The sequence below is a fragment of the Allobosea eneae genome (assembly GCF_042657265.1).
GTDB lineage: Bacteria > Pseudomonadota > Alphaproteobacteria > Rhizobiales > Beijerinckiaceae > Allobosea > Allobosea eneae.
Window position 1 is genome coordinate 335758 of the sequence record NZ_JBHSLW010000009.1, and the last position, 17738, is coordinate 353495.

General features: G+C 66.4%; 17 protein-coding genes. 13 read left to right on the top strand and 4 right to left on the bottom strand.

The features are described 5' to 3' along the window. Positions 1 to 116 precede the first annotated feature (116 nt). The 6 genes from ACFPOB_RS07915 to ACFPOB_RS07940 all read left to right on the top strand — a co-directional run bounded on the left by ACFPOB_RS07915 (position 117) and on the right by ACFPOB_RS07940 (position 6378). A complete protein-coding gene (locus tag ACFPOB_RS07915) occupies positions 117 to 1085 on the top strand; it encodes an amidohydrolase family protein (protein WP_377797260.1) in 969 nt (322 codons plus the stop codon). Further along, on the top strand, positions 1082 to 1627 hold the full coding sequence (locus ACFPOB_RS07920) for a TRAP transporter small permease (RefSeq protein ID WP_377797262.1): 546 nt from the start codon (positions 1082 to 1084) through the stop codon (positions 1625 to 1627). The genes ACFPOB_RS07915 and ACFPOB_RS07920 overlap by 4 nt, the downstream gene beginning before the upstream one ends. After that, complete coding sequence (locus ACFPOB_RS07925; protein ID WP_377797264.1) at positions 1624 to 2907, top strand: TRAP transporter large permease subunit; 1284 nt, start codon at positions 1624 to 1626, stop codon at positions 2905 to 2907. The genes ACFPOB_RS07920 and ACFPOB_RS07925 overlap by 4 nt, the downstream gene beginning before the upstream one ends. 38 nt (positions 2908 to 2945) lie before the next feature. Then, complete coding sequence (locus tag ACFPOB_RS07930; protein WP_377797266.1) at positions 2946 to 3941, top strand: TRAP transporter substrate-binding protein; 996 nt, start codon at positions 2946 to 2948, stop codon at positions 3939 to 3941. A 244-nt stretch (positions 3942 to 4185) separates the two neighbouring features. Beyond that, positions 4186 to 5511 (top strand): LLM class flavin-dependent oxidoreductase, encoded by a 1326-nt coding sequence (locus ACFPOB_RS07935; RefSeq protein WP_377797268.1) that lies wholly within the window; start codon positions 4186 to 4188, stop codon positions 5509 to 5511. Positions 5512 to 5886: 375 nt separating this feature from the next. Next, complete coding sequence (locus ACFPOB_RS07940) at positions 5887 to 6378, top strand: GAF domain-containing protein (RefSeq protein WP_377797270.1); 492 nt, start codon at positions 5887 to 5889, stop codon at positions 6376 to 6378. Between the two features lie 5 nt (positions 6379 to 6383). On the opposite strand, the gene ACFPOB_RS07945 is transcribed toward ACFPOB_RS07940, so the two are convergent. Continuing rightward, a complete protein-coding gene (locus ACFPOB_RS07945; protein ID WP_377797272.1) occupies positions 6384 to 7430 on the bottom strand; it encodes an aldo/keto reductase in 1047 nt (348 codons plus the stop codon). Between the two features lie 140 nt (positions 7431 to 7570). Next, positions 7571 to 8341 (bottom strand): DeoR/GlpR family DNA-binding transcription regulator, encoded by a 771-nt coding sequence (locus ACFPOB_RS07950; RefSeq protein ID WP_377797274.1) that lies wholly within the window; start codon positions 8339 to 8341, stop codon positions 7571 to 7573. Between the two features lie 276 nt (positions 8342 to 8617). Here ACFPOB_RS07950 and ACFPOB_RS07955 point away from each other — a divergent pair, with 276 nt between their 5' ends. The 5 genes from ACFPOB_RS07955 to ACFPOB_RS07975 all read left to right on the top strand — a co-directional run bounded on the left by ACFPOB_RS07955 (position 8618) and on the right by ACFPOB_RS07975 (position 14472). Continuing rightward, positions 8618 to 9532: a PfkB family carbohydrate kinase gene (locus ACFPOB_RS07955; RefSeq protein ID WP_377797275.1), complete on the top strand. Its 915-nt coding sequence runs from the start codon at positions 8618 to 8620 to the stop codon at positions 9530 to 9532. Positions 9533 to 9722: 190 nt separating this feature from the next. Then, positions 9723 to 11129 carry a hypothetical protein gene (locus ACFPOB_RS07960; protein WP_377797277.1) on the top strand — a complete coding sequence of 469 codons (1407 nt, stop codon included), beginning with the start codon at positions 9723 to 9725 and terminating at the stop codon, positions 11127 to 11129. A gap of 89 nt (positions 11130 to 11218) precedes the next feature. Continuing rightward, on the top strand, positions 11219 to 12499 hold the full coding sequence (locus ACFPOB_RS07965) for an ABC transporter substrate-binding protein (protein WP_377797279.1): 1281 nt from the start codon (positions 11219 to 11221) through the stop codon (positions 12497 to 12499). Between the two features lie 189 nt (positions 12500 to 12688). After that, positions 12689 to 13582, top strand: coding sequence for a carbohydrate ABC transporter permease (locus ACFPOB_RS07970; RefSeq protein ID WP_377797281.1), 894 nt, complete (start codon positions 12689 to 12691; stop codon positions 13580 to 13582). Continuing rightward, the gene (locus ACFPOB_RS07975; protein WP_092156986.1) at positions 13579 to 14472 is read left to right on the top strand and encodes a carbohydrate ABC transporter permease; all 894 of its coding nucleotides are present in this window, start codon (positions 13579 to 13581) and stop codon (positions 14470 to 14472) included. Before ACFPOB_RS07970 ends, ACFPOB_RS07975 begins: the two co-directional genes overlap by 4 nt. Before the next feature lie 146 nt (positions 14473 to 14618). On the opposite strand, the gene ACFPOB_RS07980 is transcribed toward ACFPOB_RS07975, so the two are convergent. Then, complete coding sequence (locus ACFPOB_RS07980) at positions 14619 to 15125, bottom strand: Lrp/AsnC family transcriptional regulator (RefSeq protein WP_377797283.1); 507 nt, start codon at positions 15123 to 15125, stop codon at positions 14619 to 14621. Positions 15126 to 15241: 116 nt separating this feature from the next. Here ACFPOB_RS07980 and ACFPOB_RS07985 point away from each other — a divergent pair, with 116 nt between their 5' ends. Together ACFPOB_RS07985 and ACFPOB_RS07990 are read left to right on the top strand one after the other, a co-directional pair. Continuing rightward, on the top strand, positions 15242 to 16435 hold the full coding sequence (locus ACFPOB_RS07985) for a diaminopropionate ammonia-lyase (RefSeq protein WP_377797285.1): 1194 nt from the start codon (positions 15242 to 15244) through the stop codon (positions 16433 to 16435). Between the two features lie 11 nt (positions 16436 to 16446). After that, positions 16447 to 17064: a glutathione S-transferase family protein gene (locus ACFPOB_RS07990; protein WP_377797348.1), complete on the top strand. Its 618-nt coding sequence runs from the start codon at positions 16447 to 16449 to the stop codon at positions 17062 to 17064. 3 nt (positions 17065 to 17067) lie between these two features. On the opposite strand, the gene ACFPOB_RS07995 is transcribed toward ACFPOB_RS07990, so the two are convergent. After that, a complete protein-coding gene (locus tag ACFPOB_RS07995) occupies positions 17068 to 17697 on the bottom strand; it encodes an FMN-binding negative transcriptional regulator (protein ID WP_377797287.1) in 630 nt (209 codons plus the stop codon). Between the last annotated feature and the right edge of the window lie 41 nt (positions 17698 to 17738).

Consider the following 17738-nt stretch of genomic DNA (forward strand, 5'->3'; position numbering starts at 1 on the left):
ATCGGACGTGGCGGCGCTGAGGAAACGATCGGGAGGCAGGGATGACGGGCGCGAGCTCCGGACCGGCCGGGCACAGCCCGAAGGACACCTGCCTTCCGTCGCAGCGGAGCTGAGCCATGGTGGCCAGCTCCGACCAGCGCGTCCGCTTCCTCGCCTCCGGCGCCGATGACGACCTGCCGATCATCGACGCCCACCACCATTTCTTCGACCTCGCCCGCAATTATCACCCCTGGCTGAGCGACCATCCTGTCGCCTTCCGCTATGGCGACTACAGTGCGATCAAGCGCGACTTCATGCCGGCCGATTATCGCCGCGCAACCAGTGGGCATCTCGTCGTCGGCAGCGTGCTGATGGAAGGCGAATGGAACCCGCGCGATCCGATCGGCGAAATGCGCTGGGCTTCCGAGGTCGCGCACGAGCACGACCTGCCGAGTGCTGCGATCGGCCAGATCTGGCTCGATCGCGACGATGTCGGCGAGGTCGTCGCGGCCTATCGCGAGATGCCACTGGTCCGCAGCGTCCGGCACAAGCCCAAGGCCGTCGCGCGCGACGAGCACCGCCCGGGCTTCGTCGCGCCCGGCTCGATGCGCGATCGAAAGTGGCGCGACGGCTATGCCCTGCTCGCCGCTGCCGGGCTCAGCTTCGACCTGCAGACGCCCTGGTGGCATCTTGATGAGGCCGCCGAGCTCGCCCGCGATTTCCCCGAGACCACCATCATCCTGAACCATGCCGGCCTGCCGGCCGATCGCAGCGCCGAGGGGTTCAAAGCCTGGCGGGCGGCAATGGACCGGCTGGCGCGTGAGCCGAACGTCGTCGCCAAGATCTCCGGCATCGGCGTGCCCGGGCAGGCCTGGACGCTGGAGCTGCAGGCGCCGGTGATCGAGGGCGTAATCTCGGCCTTCGGCGCCGAACGGTGCGCCTTTGCCAGCAATTTCCCGGTCGATAGCCTCTGCGCCTCGTTCGGCACGATCTTCGACGTGTTCAAGGCGGCGGTCCGCGAGCGGCCGGCGGCCCAACGCCTCGCTCTGTTCCACGACAACGCTGCGCGCTGGTACAGGCTCGCTGCCGGGGGAGATCAACCATGAGGCTGCGCGGCCTGCTCCTGCGCCTGACCGAGGATGTGCTGATCGCCGGCTTCGTCGTGATGATCGCGATGGTCTTCGGCAATGTCGTGCTGCGCTATGCCTTCAGCTCCGGCATCATCTCCTCGGAGGAATTGTCGCGGCTGATCTTCGTCTGGCTGACCTTCGGCGGCGCCTTCCTGGTGGCGAAGGACGGCCAGCATCTCGGCATGACCACCGTCGTCACCATGCTCGGCCGCAATGGCCGCTGGTGGTGCCGCCTCGCGGTCGAGACGTTGTCGCTGCTCTGCATGGGCATGCTGGTGGTCGGCTGCTGGCAGCAGGCTTCGATCAACATGGAGAACCATCAGCCGGTTACCGGCGTGCCCGTCGCGGTGACGTATCTCGCCGGCCTTCTCGGCGGCATCGGCATCGGCGTGCTCAACCTGATCGCGCTGGCAAGGCTGCTGACCGGCCGCATGCCCGATGACGAGCTCGTCGTCGGGGCGGAATCGGAAGAGCTCACCGCCTTCGAAGCCCATCAAGCGGCGGAGAAGCGGCCGTGACCGTCCTCGTCTTCCTCGGCTCGCTGATCGGCGCGATGATGCTCGGCATGCCGATCGCGATGGCGCTGCTGGTCTGCGGCGTCGCGCTGATGCTGCAGCTCGGCACCTTCGACTCGCAGATCCTGGCGCAGAACCTGATCGGCGGCGCCGATTCCTTCCCGCTGATGGCGGTACCCTTCTTCATGCTCGCCGGCGAGCTGATGAATGCCGGCGGCCTGTCGCGCCGGATCATCGCGCTGGCGGTGACGCTGGTCGGCCATGTCCGCGGCGGCCTCGGCTATGTCGCGGTGCTGGCGGCGCTGGTGATGGCAAGCATTTCCGGCTCGGCCGTCGCCGACACCGCCGCGCTCGCGGCCATCCTGCTGCCGATGATGCGTCAGGCCGGCTACAACCTGCCGCGCGCCGCCGGGCTGATCTCGGCCGGCGGCATCATCGCGCCGGTGATCCCGCCCTCGATCGGCTTCGTCGTCTTCGGTGTCGCTGCCGGGGTCTCGATCACGCGGCTTTTCCTAGCCGGCGTTGTGCCCGGCATTCTGATGGGCCTCGCGCTGATCCTGACCTGGTACATCGTCGCCCGCGACGAGCCGGCCGCCCGCGTCAAGCGCGCATCGCTGCGCGAGATCGGCCATGCCGTCCTCGACGGGCTCTGGGCGCTCGGCCTGCCGGTGCTGATCATCGGCGGCATGAAGGCCGGCGCCTTCACCCCCACCGAAGCGGCGGTGGTCGCGGCGGTCTATGCCGGGTTCGTCGGCGGCTTCATCTATCGCGAATTGAAGCTCGAACATCTGCGCCCTGCCCTTTTGGCGGCGCTGAAGACCTCGGCGGCGGTGATGTTCCTGGTCGCGGCGGCGATGGTCTCGGCCTGGCTGATCACCATCGCCGACATCCCGGGCCAGGTCTCGGCTCTGCTCGGCCCGCTGATCGAGTCCAAGACGCTGCTGATGCTGGCGATGATGTTCCTCGTCGTCATCGTCGGCACCGCACTCGACTTCATCCCAACCGTGCTGATCCTGACGCCGGTGCTGATGCCGATCGTCAAGCAGGCCGGGATCGACCCGGTCTATTTCGGCGTCATGTTCATCATCAACAACGCCATCGGCCTTTTGACCCCGCCGGTCGGCACCGTGCTCAATGTCGTCTGCGCCGTCGGCCGCATCCCGATGGATCGCGTCATCAAGGGCGTGATGCCGTTCCTGCTGGCGCAGCTCGCCGTGCTGCTGCTGCTGATCTTCGTGCCCGAGATCGTCACGGTCCCGGCGCGCTGGCTCTACGGGCGCTGACGCGCCCGCCCGAACGACAACACAGGGAGGAGACGCTCATGACCATCACCCGCAGGACTGCCCTCACCGGCGCTGGCGCCGGCATCGCCCTCTTCGCCATCGGCCGCCCGGCCCTCGCGCAAGCGACGAAATTGCGCTTCGCCCACCCGCATCCGGAGGCCGACAGCTGGCACAAGGCGGCGCTGCTCTTCGCCGAACAGGTCAAGGCCAAGAGCCAGGGCCGCTACGAGGTCCAGGTCTTCCCGAATGGCGCGCTCGGCTCGGACGCGCAGACGATCAGCGCGGTGCGCGGCGGCTCGCTCGACATCTGCCTGACCGGCAACCCGTTCTTCACCGGCCTCGCGCCGAAGCTCAACGTGCTCGACCTGCCGTTCCTGATCCAGAGCCGCAAGCATGCGGCGGCCGTGATGGACGGCCCGATCGGCGACGGCCTGCGCAAGGAGCTCGAAGGCTCGAACCTCAAGGCGCTCGCCACCTGGGAGATCGGCTGGCGCAACCTCACCAACAACCGCCGGCCGGTCGCGACCGCCAACGACATCAAGGGCCTGAAGATCCGCACCACGCCGAACCCGGCCCATATCAAGGCCTTCCAGCTGCTCGGCGCCATCCCGACGCCGATGGCCTTCACCGAGCTCTTCACCGCGCTCGAGACCGGCACGGTCGACGGCCAGGAGAATCCGGTGACGCTGATCCTCAACGCCAAGTTCAACGAGGTGCAGAAGCATCTCTCGCTGACGCGCCACGCCTTCACCACCGGCCCGGTCGTGATGAACAAGGGCAAGTTCGACGCGATGCCGGCCGACATCCAGCAAATGCTGGCGTCCATCGCGATCGAATGCGCCGGCATCCAGCGCAAGATGAACGAGGACACGGAAGGGTCGAGCCTCGACGCGCTGAAAAAGGCCGGCATGCAGGCGGTCGAGACGCCCGACCGCGACTCCTTCGCCAAGGTCGTGACGGTCGAGGTCGAGAAGGAGTTCGTCGGCAAGTACGGCAGCGACGTGCTGGACGCGATCAAGAAGACCGCGGTCTGAGGGCCCACGCCTCAACACCGCCTTGTACGATGGAAGAGTGGATGGTCGGGACAGGCCCGACCATCACGAGAAGGGCTCCGCGGGAAGGAGAGCAATTCTCTCGATCTCACAGCACAGACAGACAATTTTGGCGTAGCTGTCGACCTAAAGAGAACGTTGTTGGCTTTTTGCGCGGCGCCATGGCGCAGCGACGGACTCAGGCATAGCTCAGCCTCCACTGAGCAACTGCCTTCCGAGGCCAGCCATGACGACCGCGCGCCAGCTTCACTTGGGGGCCTTCACGCGCCCCGTCAGCATCCATACCGGCGCCTGGCGCTATCCCGGCGCCTATCCCGATGCGAACTTCAATTTCGGCCACCTCAAGCGCTTCGCGCAAAAGCTGGAGGCCGGCAAGTTCGACGCCTTCTTCATGGCCGACCATCTCGCCGTGCTGAACATGCCGGTCGAGGCGCTGAAGCGCAGCCATACCGTGACCTCGTTCGAGCCGTTCATCCTTCTCTCGGCGCTCGCCGGCGCGACCCAGCGCATCGGGCTCGTCGCCACCGCCTCGACCACCTTCGACGCGCCCTATCACATCGCCCGGCGCTTCGCTTCGCTCGACCATATCAGCGGTGGCCGCGCCGGCTGGAACATCGTCACCACCTCGAATCCGGACGCCGCGCTGAATTTCGGCCTTGATGCCGAAGTCGACCACGGCGAACGCTATGACCGGGCGCGCGAGTTCTACGATGTTGTCACCGGACTATGGGATTCCTTCGCCGACGACGCCTTCATCCGCGATCGCGACAGCGGGCTTTATTTCGACCCGGATAAAATGCGGCGGCTCGATCACAAGGGCGAGCATCTCTCGGTGCGCGGGCCGCTCAATATCGCAAGGCCGCCGCAGGGCTGGCCGTTGATCGTCCAGGCCGGCGCCTCCGAGCCCGGCCGCCAGCTCGCCGCCGAGACGGCCGAGGTCGTGTTCGCCGCGCATGGCACGCTCGCGGCCGGCCAGGCCTTCTATGCCGACGTGAAGGGCCGGATGGAGAAAATCGGCCGCAATCCCGACCACCTCAAGATTCTGCCGGGGGTGCTGACCGTCGTCGGCGACAGTGTCGAGGAAGCGCGCGAGAAACGGGCGCTGCTCGATCCCTTCGTGCACTATGACAGCGCCATCGCCTCGCTTTCGATCGCGCTCGGCCATGACGCGACCGGCTTCGATCCGGACGGCCCGCTTCCCGAGATCCCCGAGACCAACCACAGCAAGAGCGGCCGCGAGCGGACGATCGCGCTCGCCCGCCGCGAGAACCTGACCGTCCGCCAAGTCGCCCAGCGCCTTGGCGGCTATGGCGGGCTCGCCTTCGTCGGCACGCCTAAGACGATCGCCGACGAGATGGAGCAATGGCTCACCGAGCGCGGCAGCGACGGCTTCAACGTGATGTTCCCCTATCTGCCGGAGGGGCTCGACGACTTCGTCGACAAGGTCGTGCCCGAACTGCAGCGACGCGGCCTGTTCCGCCGGGAGTATCAGGGGCCAACGCTGCGCGATCATCTGGGCCTGCCGCGGCCGGCCAACCGGCATTTCGCCTGAATATTCCCCGGGAGACCGCCGCCGGGGACAATTGCGCCTGCTGTCATCAAACCTTTGAACAGCCGTTTCATTGACCCGGCAGCGGCGTTTGCGAATGATCTGAATATCGAGCCGCAGCGATGCGGGCCGGTCGCGGGATTTGCCGGAGCAGCTTGCACCGCGTCACCAAAGCTAAAAGCGCCACGAGACTGTCGTGGGCTCCCAGTCAGGAGACGCATGATGGTCTACGTGCTCTATTTTGCTACACGGCAGCTGCGGCGGCTCTCTGCCTTCCTGCTCTGGACGCGCAGCTGCCCCCCGCGCTCCGACCGGTCATAACCCTCGCAAAATCCGCGCAGACGGCGCATATCCAGCCTCGACGGTACGGAGGCGACGATGTTCCAAGCGGCGACGATCTCGGCCACCGACAAGCCGGGCTTCTACACGGAGCTCCTGCAGCAGCTGGAAGGCCTGCTGCATGGCGAGCGCGACGCGATCGCCAACGCCGCGAACCTCTCAGCGCTGCTCTTTGACGCGATGCCACGGCTGAACTGGGCCGGGTTCTATCTGATGCGCGGCGGCGAGCTGGTGCTCGGCCCGTTCCAGGGCAAGCCGGCCTGCGTGCGCATCCCGGTCGGGCGCGGCGTTTGCGGCACGGCCGTTGCCAAGCGTGAATCCATTCGGGTCGAGGACGTGCATGCCTTCCCCGGCCATATCGCCTGCGACGCCGCTTCGCGCTCCGAGCTGGTCGTGCCGCTGATCCGCGATGGCGATGTCATCGGCGTGATCGATCTCGACAGCCCCGAGCCCGGCCGCTTCGACGCCGACGATCAGGCCGGCATCGAAGCGATCGCCAGCCTCTACCTCGAAGCCAGCGACCGCTTCTGAGGGGCTCAGTTCGCCCGGCGCGGGTCGGGCTTGCTGCGATTGGCGCCCTGACGCTCCAGCATCCAGCCCGGATATTCCTTAGGCAGCGCGCTGACAGCGTCGAGCTTCGCCAGCTCTTCGGCAGTGAAGCTGATCTCGCTCGCGGCAATGTTCTCCGCGAGCTGCTCGGGCCGCTTGGCGCCAATGATCACGCTGGTCACGGCTGGCTGGTGCAGCAGCCAGGCGAGCGCCACCTGCGCGACCGAGGCCTTGTGCGCCTCGGCGATCGGCCGCATCGCGTCGATGACGTCATAGCCGCGCTCGCGATCGACCGGCGGGAAGTCGAAACTGGCCCGCCTGCCCTCGCCGCCCTGCTCGTTGCGGCGGTCATATTTGCCCGAGAGCAAGCCGCCGGCGAGCGGGCTCCAGACCATCAGACCGACCTTCTCGGAGAGCAGCATCGGCGCGATCTCACGCTCGAGGTCGCGGCCGGCAATGGTGTAATAGGCCTGCAGCGAGGCGATGCGGGCCAGATGCTTTCGCTCGGAGATGCCGAGCGCCTTGGCGACCTGCCAGGCCGCCCAGTTCGAGACGCCGACATAACGCACCAGCCCCTGCCGGACGAGCGCATCGAGCGCTTCCAGTGTCTCCTCCATCGGCGTGACGCTGTCGAAGGCGTGGATCTGGTAGAGGTCGATATGGTCGAGCTGGAGCCGCTTCAGGCTGGCCTTGGCCTGTTCGAGGATATGATAGCGGCTGGCGCCAGAGCCGTTCGGCCCCTGCCCCATCCGGCCGTAAACCTTGGTGGCGATGACGACCTCGTCCCGCGCGATGCCGAGATTGCGCAAGGCCTGGCCGGTGATCAGCTCGGAATTGCCCTCGGCATAGACATTGGCGGTGTCGATAAAGTTAATGCCGGCATCGAGCGCGGTCTTTACAAGCCCATCGGCCTCCTGCTGGTCGAGCCGGCCAATATGGCCCCAGATGCCGGCATCGCCACCCCCGAAGGTCATGGTGCCCAGGCACAGTTCGGAGACGAGCAGGCCGGTCTGGCCAAGCGTTTGATAGCGCATGACGTGTCTCTTTCGACGATTGGATTTTTTCGACTGACGAGGCCGCGGCGCGAAACGCCGATATGGCGTGAGGCGGCCTCCTGACAGGATAGGAGCCCGACCTGCGACCGCGCAACGCGCCGGCGCTCACCGTTGCGTGATCAGCCGGCGACGATCAGTTCGCAGCGCGCGTCGCGGATCATCTGTGCGGTCGCGGCAACCGGTTGCCGGTCGGTAACCAGCGTCGAGATCTCGCTGAGATGGGCAAGGCGCGACATCGCTACACGGCTGAACTTGGTGTGGTCGGCGAGCAGGACCGAACGGCGGGCATTACGCAGCATGGTGCGTCCGACCACCGCCTCGTCGTCGCGATATTCGAGCAGGTTCCCGGCCGCGTCGATACCGCCGATGCTCGTCAGGTGCAGGTCGCAGCGATAATTCTCGATGAAGGCGGCGGCATGCATGCCGCCGCAGGCCCGGTTCGGCCCGAGCCAGTGCCCCCCCGTGATCAGGATCGAGATCTCCGGACACTTGTCGAGGATCGCGGCCGCCGCGGTGCTGTTGGTGACGACGCGCAGGCCGCGCGGGCGGCGCTCGGCGATCGCCTTGGCGAGCGCGTCCATGGTCGTGCCTGGCGTGATGAAGAACGAGGTTCCGGGCGTCACCAGCTCGGCGGCGGCCCGCGCCATGGCGGCCTTCTCGGTTGCCGTCTCGACCACGCGCAGGCCGTAATCCGTGTTCGCCGTCGAAAGATTGGCGCTGGCCCCGCCATGATGGCGGCGCAGCAGGCCGCGATCGGCGAGGTCCTGCAGATCGCGCCGCACGGTCTGCGGCGTGACGTTGAAGGCCGAGACGATCTCCTCGATCGCGACATAGCCGCGCTTGCCGAGGATATCGAGAATGTCGGCGTGGCGTTTGCTCAGCGGTTCCATTGCAGGCCTGCGTCAGAGCCTCATTCGGGTCGGCGTCATAGCTCGATTGCTTGGAAGTCTCTACGACCGCAGAGTCTCTACACGCAACGCGCGTTTGCGAAAATGGTGTTGCGAAAGTGAAAGCCTCGGGCATCATCCATTTCGCCGCGCAGCCGGATCCTGCCGGCACGACAGAGAATGAGATCCGGCGGGACGAAACATGCTGACCACGCGGCCAGGAAGCCGGCGGACACGCCTTATCCAATCGATCGCCCTTTCCGGCAGGGAATGCCGAGCATGAGCGGCCGCCGGATCGTCTGTGTCGGCAATCTCGTCCAGGACGAGGTTTTCGAGGTCGAGGCCCTGCCCTCGGCCGGCATCAAGACCGGCGTGCTCGGCTATACCGAGCGCTTCGGCGGGCCGGCCGCGACGGCAGCGGTGGCGATCTGCCATCTCGGCGGGAAGGCCGCCTATTGGGGCCGGGTCGGCGCCGACGCCGCCGGCGAGACGGGCTTGCGGCTGCTGCGTGGCCATGGCGTCGACTGCAGCGGCGTCGCCATCCTGCCGGAAGGGCGCACGCTGCGGGCGATCGTCCTGGTCGACAGGCGCGGCGAGCGCAGCATCGTCTCGAACCGGCACAGCCTCTCGCAGGATGCGAGTGTGCTGCCGCAAGCTGGCCTCGACCAGGCGGGCGCCGTATTGGCCGATACACGCTGGCCGGGCGGCGCGGGAATCGTTCTCGATCGCGCCCGTGCAGCCGGCATTCCCAGCGTGCTCGACGTCGACGGCGGCACGCCGGAGGACAACCAGCGTCTGATCGCCAAGGCCGACCATATCGTCTTCTCGGCCGAAGGCCTGCGCGACTACGCCGGCGACGGCCCGGCCGAGGTGCTGCTGCAGCGCTGCGCCGATGGTTCCAGCAAGGTCGTCGCGGTGACGCGCGGCAGTGCCGGCAGCCTCTGGCTGATCAATGGCGCGCTCGTCAGCGTCCCCGCCTTCAAGGTCGCAGCGAAGGACACCACCCGCTGCGGCGATGTCTTCCACGGCGCCTATGCGCTCGGGTTGTGCGAGGGGCAAAGCCCGGTCGAGGCGGCGCGCATGGCGGCGGCTGTCGCGGCGCTCAAGGCCGAGCGCGCCAATGGCTGGGATGGCATGCCCGACCGCGCCGCCGTCCAGGCGCTGCTGGCGACCGGCGAGACCCATCCGGACTGAGGCTCCCGTCGATTGCGCATTGCAACACGGCTTATGCTGCAATGCGCGAAAACGATAATATTACTTGCGATAACGAAAACGCCGTGCATTCATGTGAACGTGACGAGGCAGCGGCCCAACCAGCCTCGCCGGACGCCCCGGACACCCGCCGGCGCTGTCCGTTTCGCAGCCGTTTTCGAAGGTATAACCCATGGCATGCGCCTCGCTCGCTGAACTGACCGATGACCTCAAGACGATCGGCGTCGATCTTTCCAGCTCCTCGCCCGACTTCAGCAAGAGCAAGCGCCCGCCGGATGCGATGATCGACCGCTGGGCCGAGACTGCGGCGCTCGCTGAGCTTGAGGCACGCTCCGTCGCGATCTGGGCGATCCGCGAGGCCGCCCATGCCGCCGGCATCGTGCCGGCCTCGATCCAGGAGCTTTATCTCGCCTGCGCCGCCGGCAAATGGTCGGGCAAGACCGTGCCGGCGATGAACCTGCGCGGCTGGAGCTACCATACCTGCCGCGCCGTCTTCCGCGCCGGCAGGGAGCTCGATTCCAAGCTGTTCATCTTCGAGCAGGCGGTGGGCGAAGCGCTTTACGCCCAGCAGCCGCCACTGGAATACGCCGCGGCGGTGCTGGCGGCGGCGCTGCGCGAGGGCCATGTCGGCCCGGTCTTCCTGCAGGCCGACCACGACCAGATCAACGCCAAGGCCTATCTCGCCGATCCGAAGGCGGAAGTTCGCAAGCTCGAAAACATCATGCGCGAGCAGATCGCGGCCGGCATGTACAGCATCGACATCGACGCCTCGACGGTGGTCGACCTGTCGCTGGCGACGGTCGAGGACCAGCAGCGCGTCAATGCCGAGCTGACCGCGCATTTCACGCAGTTCGTGCGCGGCATCGAGCCCAAGGGCGTCTCGATCTCGCTCGGTGCCGAGATCGGCGAGGTCGGCCACGAGAATACGACGCCGGAAGAGCTGCGCGCCTTCATGAAGGTCTATCTCGAGGAGATGTCCAAGCGCGGCCCCAAGCTGCCGATCGTCAGCAAGATCTCGATCAATTCCGGCACCTATCACGGCGGCAAGGTGCTGCCGGACGGCACGCTTGCCGAGGTCAATGTCGACTACGACCTGCTGAAGACGATCTCGACGATCTGCCGCAAAGAGTACAACATGGCCGGCGCGGTCCAGCACGGCGCCTCGACCCTGCCCGGCACGCAACTCGCCAAGCTTCCGAAGGCGGAAGCAGTCGAGGTCCATCTCGCGCTCGGCTTCAACAACCTGATCTTCGACCACCCGGCTCTGCCGCAAGCGATCAAGGACCAGATCCGCGAGTACACCTTCGCCAATCACCTTTCGGAGAAGGGGGCGGGCGAGACGGATGCGCAGTTCTTCTACAACACCCGCAAGAAGTCCTGGAAGGTGATGAAGAAGCCGTTCTGGGAAATGCCGAAGGAGGCCGAGACGGCGATCATGGCCTCGCTGCAGGAGATGTTCCGCAACATGTTCACCTGGATGAATGTCGGCGGAACGAGCAGGCTGGTCGACGAGAACACGACCCTGGTCAAGGTCGCCCCGGCGGTGCCGGAGGCCCTGCGCAAGGCACGCGCGGCCTAGAAACCTACGCCCGTTCCGGCGCCCGCAACGACGGATGCGCCGCTGACCAAGAAGACTGCCAACAAGATAACCAACGGGAGGAAACGCATATGGATCAGCACCGCAGGTCTTCCTTGCTGACGCTCGCGGCAATGGCGTTCGCCTCGGCGATCAGCCTGCCGACGCTCGCCCTCGCCCAGCAGAAGGAGGTGCGCTGGGGCCAGTGGAAAGGCACCGAGGTCGGCGAGAAGTTCATGGGCGAGCTCAAGGCCGCCTTCGAGAAGGACCATCCCGACATCAAGCTGACGCCGGTCGACTCGCCTTTCACCGGCTTCCATGACCGCGCCATCGTGCTGCACCAGGCCAAGAAGCTGCCGGACGTGCTGCTGGTCCAGGTCGATTGGGTCGCCGAATTCGCCGATCTCGGCATGATCGAGCCGCTCGACGCGCGCATCGCCAAGGAGCCGAAGGAATTCTTCGCGAACATCCCGGAGACTTTCCACGCCAAGTGGAAGGGCAAGCAGTACTATCTGCCGATCGAGAGCGGCGCGGTGGCGCTGTTCTGGAACACCGACCGGTTCAAGGAAGCTGGCCTGTCCGGCCCGCCGAAGACCTGGGATGAGTTCGCCGAATACGCGCGCAAGCTGACCAATCCCGACAAGCGCCAGTTCGCGGTCACCGGTACGCTGCAGGCCGAGCCGCCGACCAACATGACCTATGACATCTACCCGCTGCTGCTGCAGGGCGGCGCGACAATCATGGATCCAGCGACCAACAAGGCCGTGTTCAACAGCCCCGAAGGAGTCGCCGCGATCGAGTGGTACATCGAGCGGATGAACAAGGACAAGGTCTCGGTGCCGGGCGTGCTGAGCAATGGCGAGAAGGAAAAGCGCGCCAACTTCGCCTCCGGCAATGTCGCGATGATGTTCGAAGGCCCCTGGGGCGTCGCCATCCAGAAGCAGCTCAATCCGAACCTCAATTACGACATCGCGCCGCTGCCGAAGGGCAAGAGCACCGGCACCATGGTGCGCGGCTCGCTCAACACCATCAGCAGCCAGGCGCAGGACAAGGACGCGGCCTGGACCTTCGTGAAATGGCTCTCGGGCCCGAAGGGCATCGAGATGTGGGCGAAGGGCACCGGCGGTTTCCCGGCTCGCACCGACGTCGCCAACCAGGACTGGTTCAAGGAGCGCAAGCTCTTCCAGGCCTTCGTGACACAGATGGCGCAGCCGAACGCGCAGTCGCCGTTCCTGTCGATGCCGAACGCCGTGCAGATGAACAAGGTGATGACCACCGAGATCCAGAACGCGGTGCAGGGCAAGAAGACCGCCAAGCAGGCGCTCGATGACGCTGCGGCCGAGTGGAACAAGGTCCTCGCCGCGGCGAAGTGATCCGGACCCATCGGGTCTTAATGTGCAAGTCGTCCCGGGCGACCGAAGGGAGACCCGGGACCCATGCCTGAGCCTTCGTCTGTGAGGCTCCGGCATGGATCCCGGATCTCCGCTTCGCTGCGTCCGGGATGACCACCGATTTTCTGACAGGCCGGCCATGAGCCGACCTTCCGCAACGATCGGCGAGTCATGCTGCTGACGCTCAAACGCAAATACCGCGAGGAAGTTCTGGCCGCGTCCTTCCTGTGGCCATCGCTGCTGATCCTCGTCGCGCTCCTGATCTATCCGCTGATCGATGTGGTCCGCCTGAGCCTCCACGACAGCAACCTCCAGCGCGAGGTCTGGGTCGGCTTCGACAATTATATCGCGCTCGCCAACGACCCGCTGTTCTGGCGCGCCTTCTGGCAGACCGTCGTCTTCACCTTCTTCAGCGTCGTGCTGCATCTGGTGATCGGGCTCGGCCTGGCGCTCCTGCTCAACATGAACCTCGACCCGGCCTTTCGCACGCTCGCGCGCGGCCTGCTGATCGTGCCCTGGCTGCTGGCGCCGACCGTCGCCGGCATGATCTGGGTGCTGATGCTGCAGCCTTTCGGCGTGCTCAACGGACTTCTCGCCTCGCTCGGCATCATCGACGCCAACTTCACCATCTCCTGGCTCGGCGATCCCTCGACGGCGCTGGGGTCGGTGACGGCGATGAACGTCTGGCGCGCCTTCCCCTTCTTCATGGTGATGCTGCTCGCCGGCCTGCAGGCGATCCCGAAGCAACTCTACGAAGCCGCCGAAATCGACGGCGCCTCGCTGTTCCGGCAGTTCTGGCACATCACCCTGCCGCAGCTGCGCGGCGTCATCACCACGATCGTGCTGCTCGACTCGATCTGGACGTTCCGCGCCTTCGACCCGGTCTATGTGATGACCGGCGGCGGACCGGCGCACGCCTCGGAAGTGCTGGCGACGGCGATCTATTTCGACGGCTTCCAGAAGCTGAAATTCGGCTACGCCTCTGCCGAGGCCGTGGTGATGTTCATCGTGCTCTTCATCGTGAGCGCCATCTATGTCCGCCGCACCATGAGCAATCAGCAATGACCGTCGCCCAGCTTGGCGCTGCCGCACACACACGGCCCTATCTCGGCAAGATCGGCATTCGCGGGCGCGAGCGCCTGATCAACGCCGCGTCCTATCTTCTGCTGCTGATCGCGATAGCGATCGTGTTCTTTCCGCTCGCCTGGATGCTGACGGTCTCGGTCAGGCCGAACATCGAGGTAATGCGGATGCCGCCGACATGGCTGCCGGAGATCTTCACGCTGGAGGGCTACCGCAAGATCTTCGCGAGCCCGCGCTATCTCCTCGTCTTTGCCAACACGATGGTGATCTCGCTCTTGGTGACCGTGCTTTCGCTGATCCTCGGGGCGATGGCGGCCTATGCGCTGGCGCGCTTCAAATTCGCCGGCCAGCGGGCGGTGCTGATGTTCCTGATCACCACGCAGATGTTCCCGCTGGTGCTGCTCTGCATCCCCTATTTCCGGATCTTCATCACGCTCGGGCTCTACGACACCCGGACATCGCTGATCGTCGTCTACCTGACCTTCACCTTGCCCTTCTGCATCCTGATGCTGCGCAGCTATTTCATCAACATTCCCCGCGACATCGAGGAAGCGGCGATGGTGGACGGCTGCTCGCGGCTGGGCGCGATCTTCAGGACGCTGGTGCCGATGTCCTATCCCGCCTTCATCGGCGCCGGGCTCTACACCTTCCTGCTCGCCTGGAACGAGTTCCTGTTCGCGGTGGTGCTGATCGAATCCTGGGAGAACCGGGTGCTGACCATGGCGATCTACAGCCTGATGGCCGAGTTCGTCACCGACTGGAACACGATGATGGCGTTCTCGGTGCTGGCGAGCCTGCCGCTGGTGATGGCCTTCATCTTCCTGCAGAAGTTCATGGTCCAGGGCATGACGGCGGGCGCGCTGACCTCGTGAGGCAGTAGCGGGAGAATGATCGCCGTCATTCCGGGGCGATCCGCAGGATCGAGCCCGGAATCCATGAACATCGTCTCTTGCCGCAGGAGGCACATGAAGGCCGGTTCTTTGCGGGAGCGTCGTGTTCATGGGTTCCGGGCTCAGGCCTATCGGCCTGCCCCGGAAAGACGGTGATCACCCACCGGCACGCTGAGCCCCGCCTTGACGCGGTCCATCGCCACGAAAGTCCGGAACTTGCGGATGTTGGCGTCGGCGAAGAAGAGCCGGCGCGTCAGTGCCTCGTAGGCCGCCATGCTCGGCACTAGCACGACCAGCATGAAATCGACCTCGCCGGTGACGTAGTAGCATTGCTGCACCTCCGGCGCGGCGAGGAAGGCACGCTTGGCGGCGTCGATATCCCTGGCCGTTTCGCTGACCAGCTCGATTTCGACGAAGATAGTGATCGGGTGGCCGAGTGCCGCCGGCTCGACGATCGCGACATTGGCGGTGATGACGCCGTCCTTCTCCATCCGGCGGATGCGGCGCTGTACCGCCGGCGCCGACAGATTGACCTTCTCACCGATCACCCGCTGCGGCGTGGTGTTGTCCTGCTGCAGGATGGAGAGGATCGCCCGGTCGAAGGCATCGAGGGCGGCAGCGGTCGGTTCGCTCAAGCGCGGCTCCAAGGACGATGATCGTGAAACAAACTTGCAAGGCAGACGGCTGATTGCAGCGCCTGTTTCACGCCGCTTGCAATATCCATTCGCTGGACATCGCAAAGAGGCAAGCCATGCTCCTGCTGAACCAGCTCCCGGATTTCCGCCAGCCGCTCCATCCGGTCGATGCGGAGACGCTCGGCCCCGTCGGCGCCGACGCGATCGAGCGGCACCTCGCAGGCCGGGCCGAGCATGTGCCGACGCCGCTGCGGGCCCTGCCCAGCCTGGCCACGGAGCTCGGCATCGGCGCTCTGCATCTCAAGGATGAGGGCCAGCGGCTCGGCCTCGGCAGCTTCAAGGCGCTCGGCGGCGCCTATGCCGTGACGCGCCTGGTGCTGGAGGCGGCAGCTGAGCGGCTTGGACGAACGCTCGACGAAGCCGAGCTGACCTCGCCGGAGGTTCGCGCGATCGCGGCCGGGATGACTTTCGCCTGCGCCACCGACGGCAATCACGGCCGCTCGGTCGCGCAGGGCGCACAGCTCGTCGGCGCGCGCTCGGTGATCTTCATGCATGGCGGCGTCAGCGAGCCGCGCGCCGCGGCGATCGCCCGCTTCGGTGCGCAGATCGTGCGCGTCCCCGGCACCTATGACGATTCCATCGTCGAGGCCGCCCGCGTCGCCAAGGAGAACGGCTGGACCACCGTCTCCGATACCTCCTGGGACGGTTATGAGCGCATCCCCGGCCTCGTCATGCAGGGCTACACCGCCATCATCCGCGAGGCGCTGCGGCAGCTGCCGGAGCCGCCGACCCATGTCTTCGTCCAGGCCGGCGTCGGCGGCATCGCGGCGGCGATCGCAGCGCAACTCTCGCTCGTTCTCGGCGACAAGCGACCGATCTTCACCGTGGTCGACCCGGCCCGCGCCGCCTGCCTGTTCGAGAGCGCCCGCGCCGGGCGACCGACCAAGATCGCCCATGGCGAGCCGACTGTGATGGCAATGCTGGAATGCTACGACCCCTCGCCGCTCGCCTGGCGCGTGCTGTCGCGCACGGCCGACGCCTTCATGACGGTCGAGGATGCAGTCGCGGTCGAGGCGATGAACCGGCTCGCGCGCCCCGCGGGCAGCGACCCGGCGATCGTCGCCGGCGAGAGCGGCGCCGCCGGTTTCGCCGGACTGCTCGCAGCGCTGCGCGATCCGCAGGCGCGCGCGGCGTTGAAGCTCGATGCGTCCTCGCGCGTCTTCGCCGTTGTCACCGAGGGCGCGACCGATCCGGAGCGGTATGCCGAGCTGGTCGGGCTGACGCCGGCCGACGTCGCCGGGACGGCGTGATGTCGGACAAGCTGACGCTGCTCTACCAGAGCCATTCGCCCTATGCCCGCAAGGTTCTGGTCTGCGCCCATGAGCTCGGACTGGCCGATCGCCTCGATGTGATCCATCACGAGACCAGCCCGACCAACCGCAACGACGCCGTGTTCGCGCAGAACCCGCTCGGCAAGGTGCCGGTGCTGCTGACGCCGGATGCCGGCGCGCTCTTCGATTCCGTGGTGATCTGCGACTATCTCGACCGGCTCGCCGGGCAAGGCTCGCTGATCCCGCGCGACGGGCCGGCACGCTACGAAGCGTTGCGCCTGCAAGCGCTGGCGCAGGGCCTGTGCGATGCCGGCATCGCGGTGCGCTGGGAGACCGAGCGCCGGCCGGAAGCGCTACGCTACGCGGCGCTCGCGGCGGGCCAGACGACCAAGCTCATCGAGGCCTATGACTATCTAGAGGCGCAGACCGATCTCGACGGGCCGGTCACGGTCGGCCAGATCGGGCTGGCGACGGCGCTAGCCTGGCTGAGCTTCCGCCGCCTGCCCGATTTCCGCGCGCGGGCGCCAAAGCTCGCCGGCTGGTATGACCGCTTCAACCAGCGCCCGTCGATGCGCGCCACGGCCTATGAGGGCGAGACGCAGGACTGATCCTCAGCTCTCGATCGGGACCATCGCGGCAACAGCCAAGTCGCCAGGACGCTCGCTCTGGGCCAATCCCTCGGCGACGCCGACGCGATCGGCCAGCGGGCGGTTCTGGCTCATCTTGCGCTTGCCTTCGAGCCTCGTGATCGCGATGCGCAGGCCGACGATGCCGCGTAGCTGCGCCCGCACGAACTCCGGCGGCGCGTCATCGACCGCCCAGGGCTGCGCCCGCGTGCTCTCGTGCAGGTTGGTCAGGCGCGTGACGGCCTCGAGCAGGCGCTCGGGATCGTCGAAGAACTCGGCCTGGCCATAGGCGTGGACCGCCTGGTAGTTCCAGGTCGGCACCACCTTGCCGGTCTCGCGCTTGGTTTCGTACCAGGACGGCGTGACATAGGCGTCGGGGCCATTGAACAGGACCATAGCCTCGCCGATCGCCGCGGCCTTCCATTGCGGATTGGCGCGGGCGAGATGGCCATGGAGCACGCCGAACTCGCCCTCCTCCGGCGCCAGGATCAGCGGCAGCGGTGTCGCGAGCAGCCCCTCGGCCGTAGCGGTCACGAGCGTGGCCAGCCGGGAGGCACGCATCATCGCGTGGATCTCGGCGCGGTCGTCGACGCGGAAGGCCGGTGGGGTGTACATGGTGAGTCTCCTTGCGGTCGCCGCCCTCATGCCGCTAATCT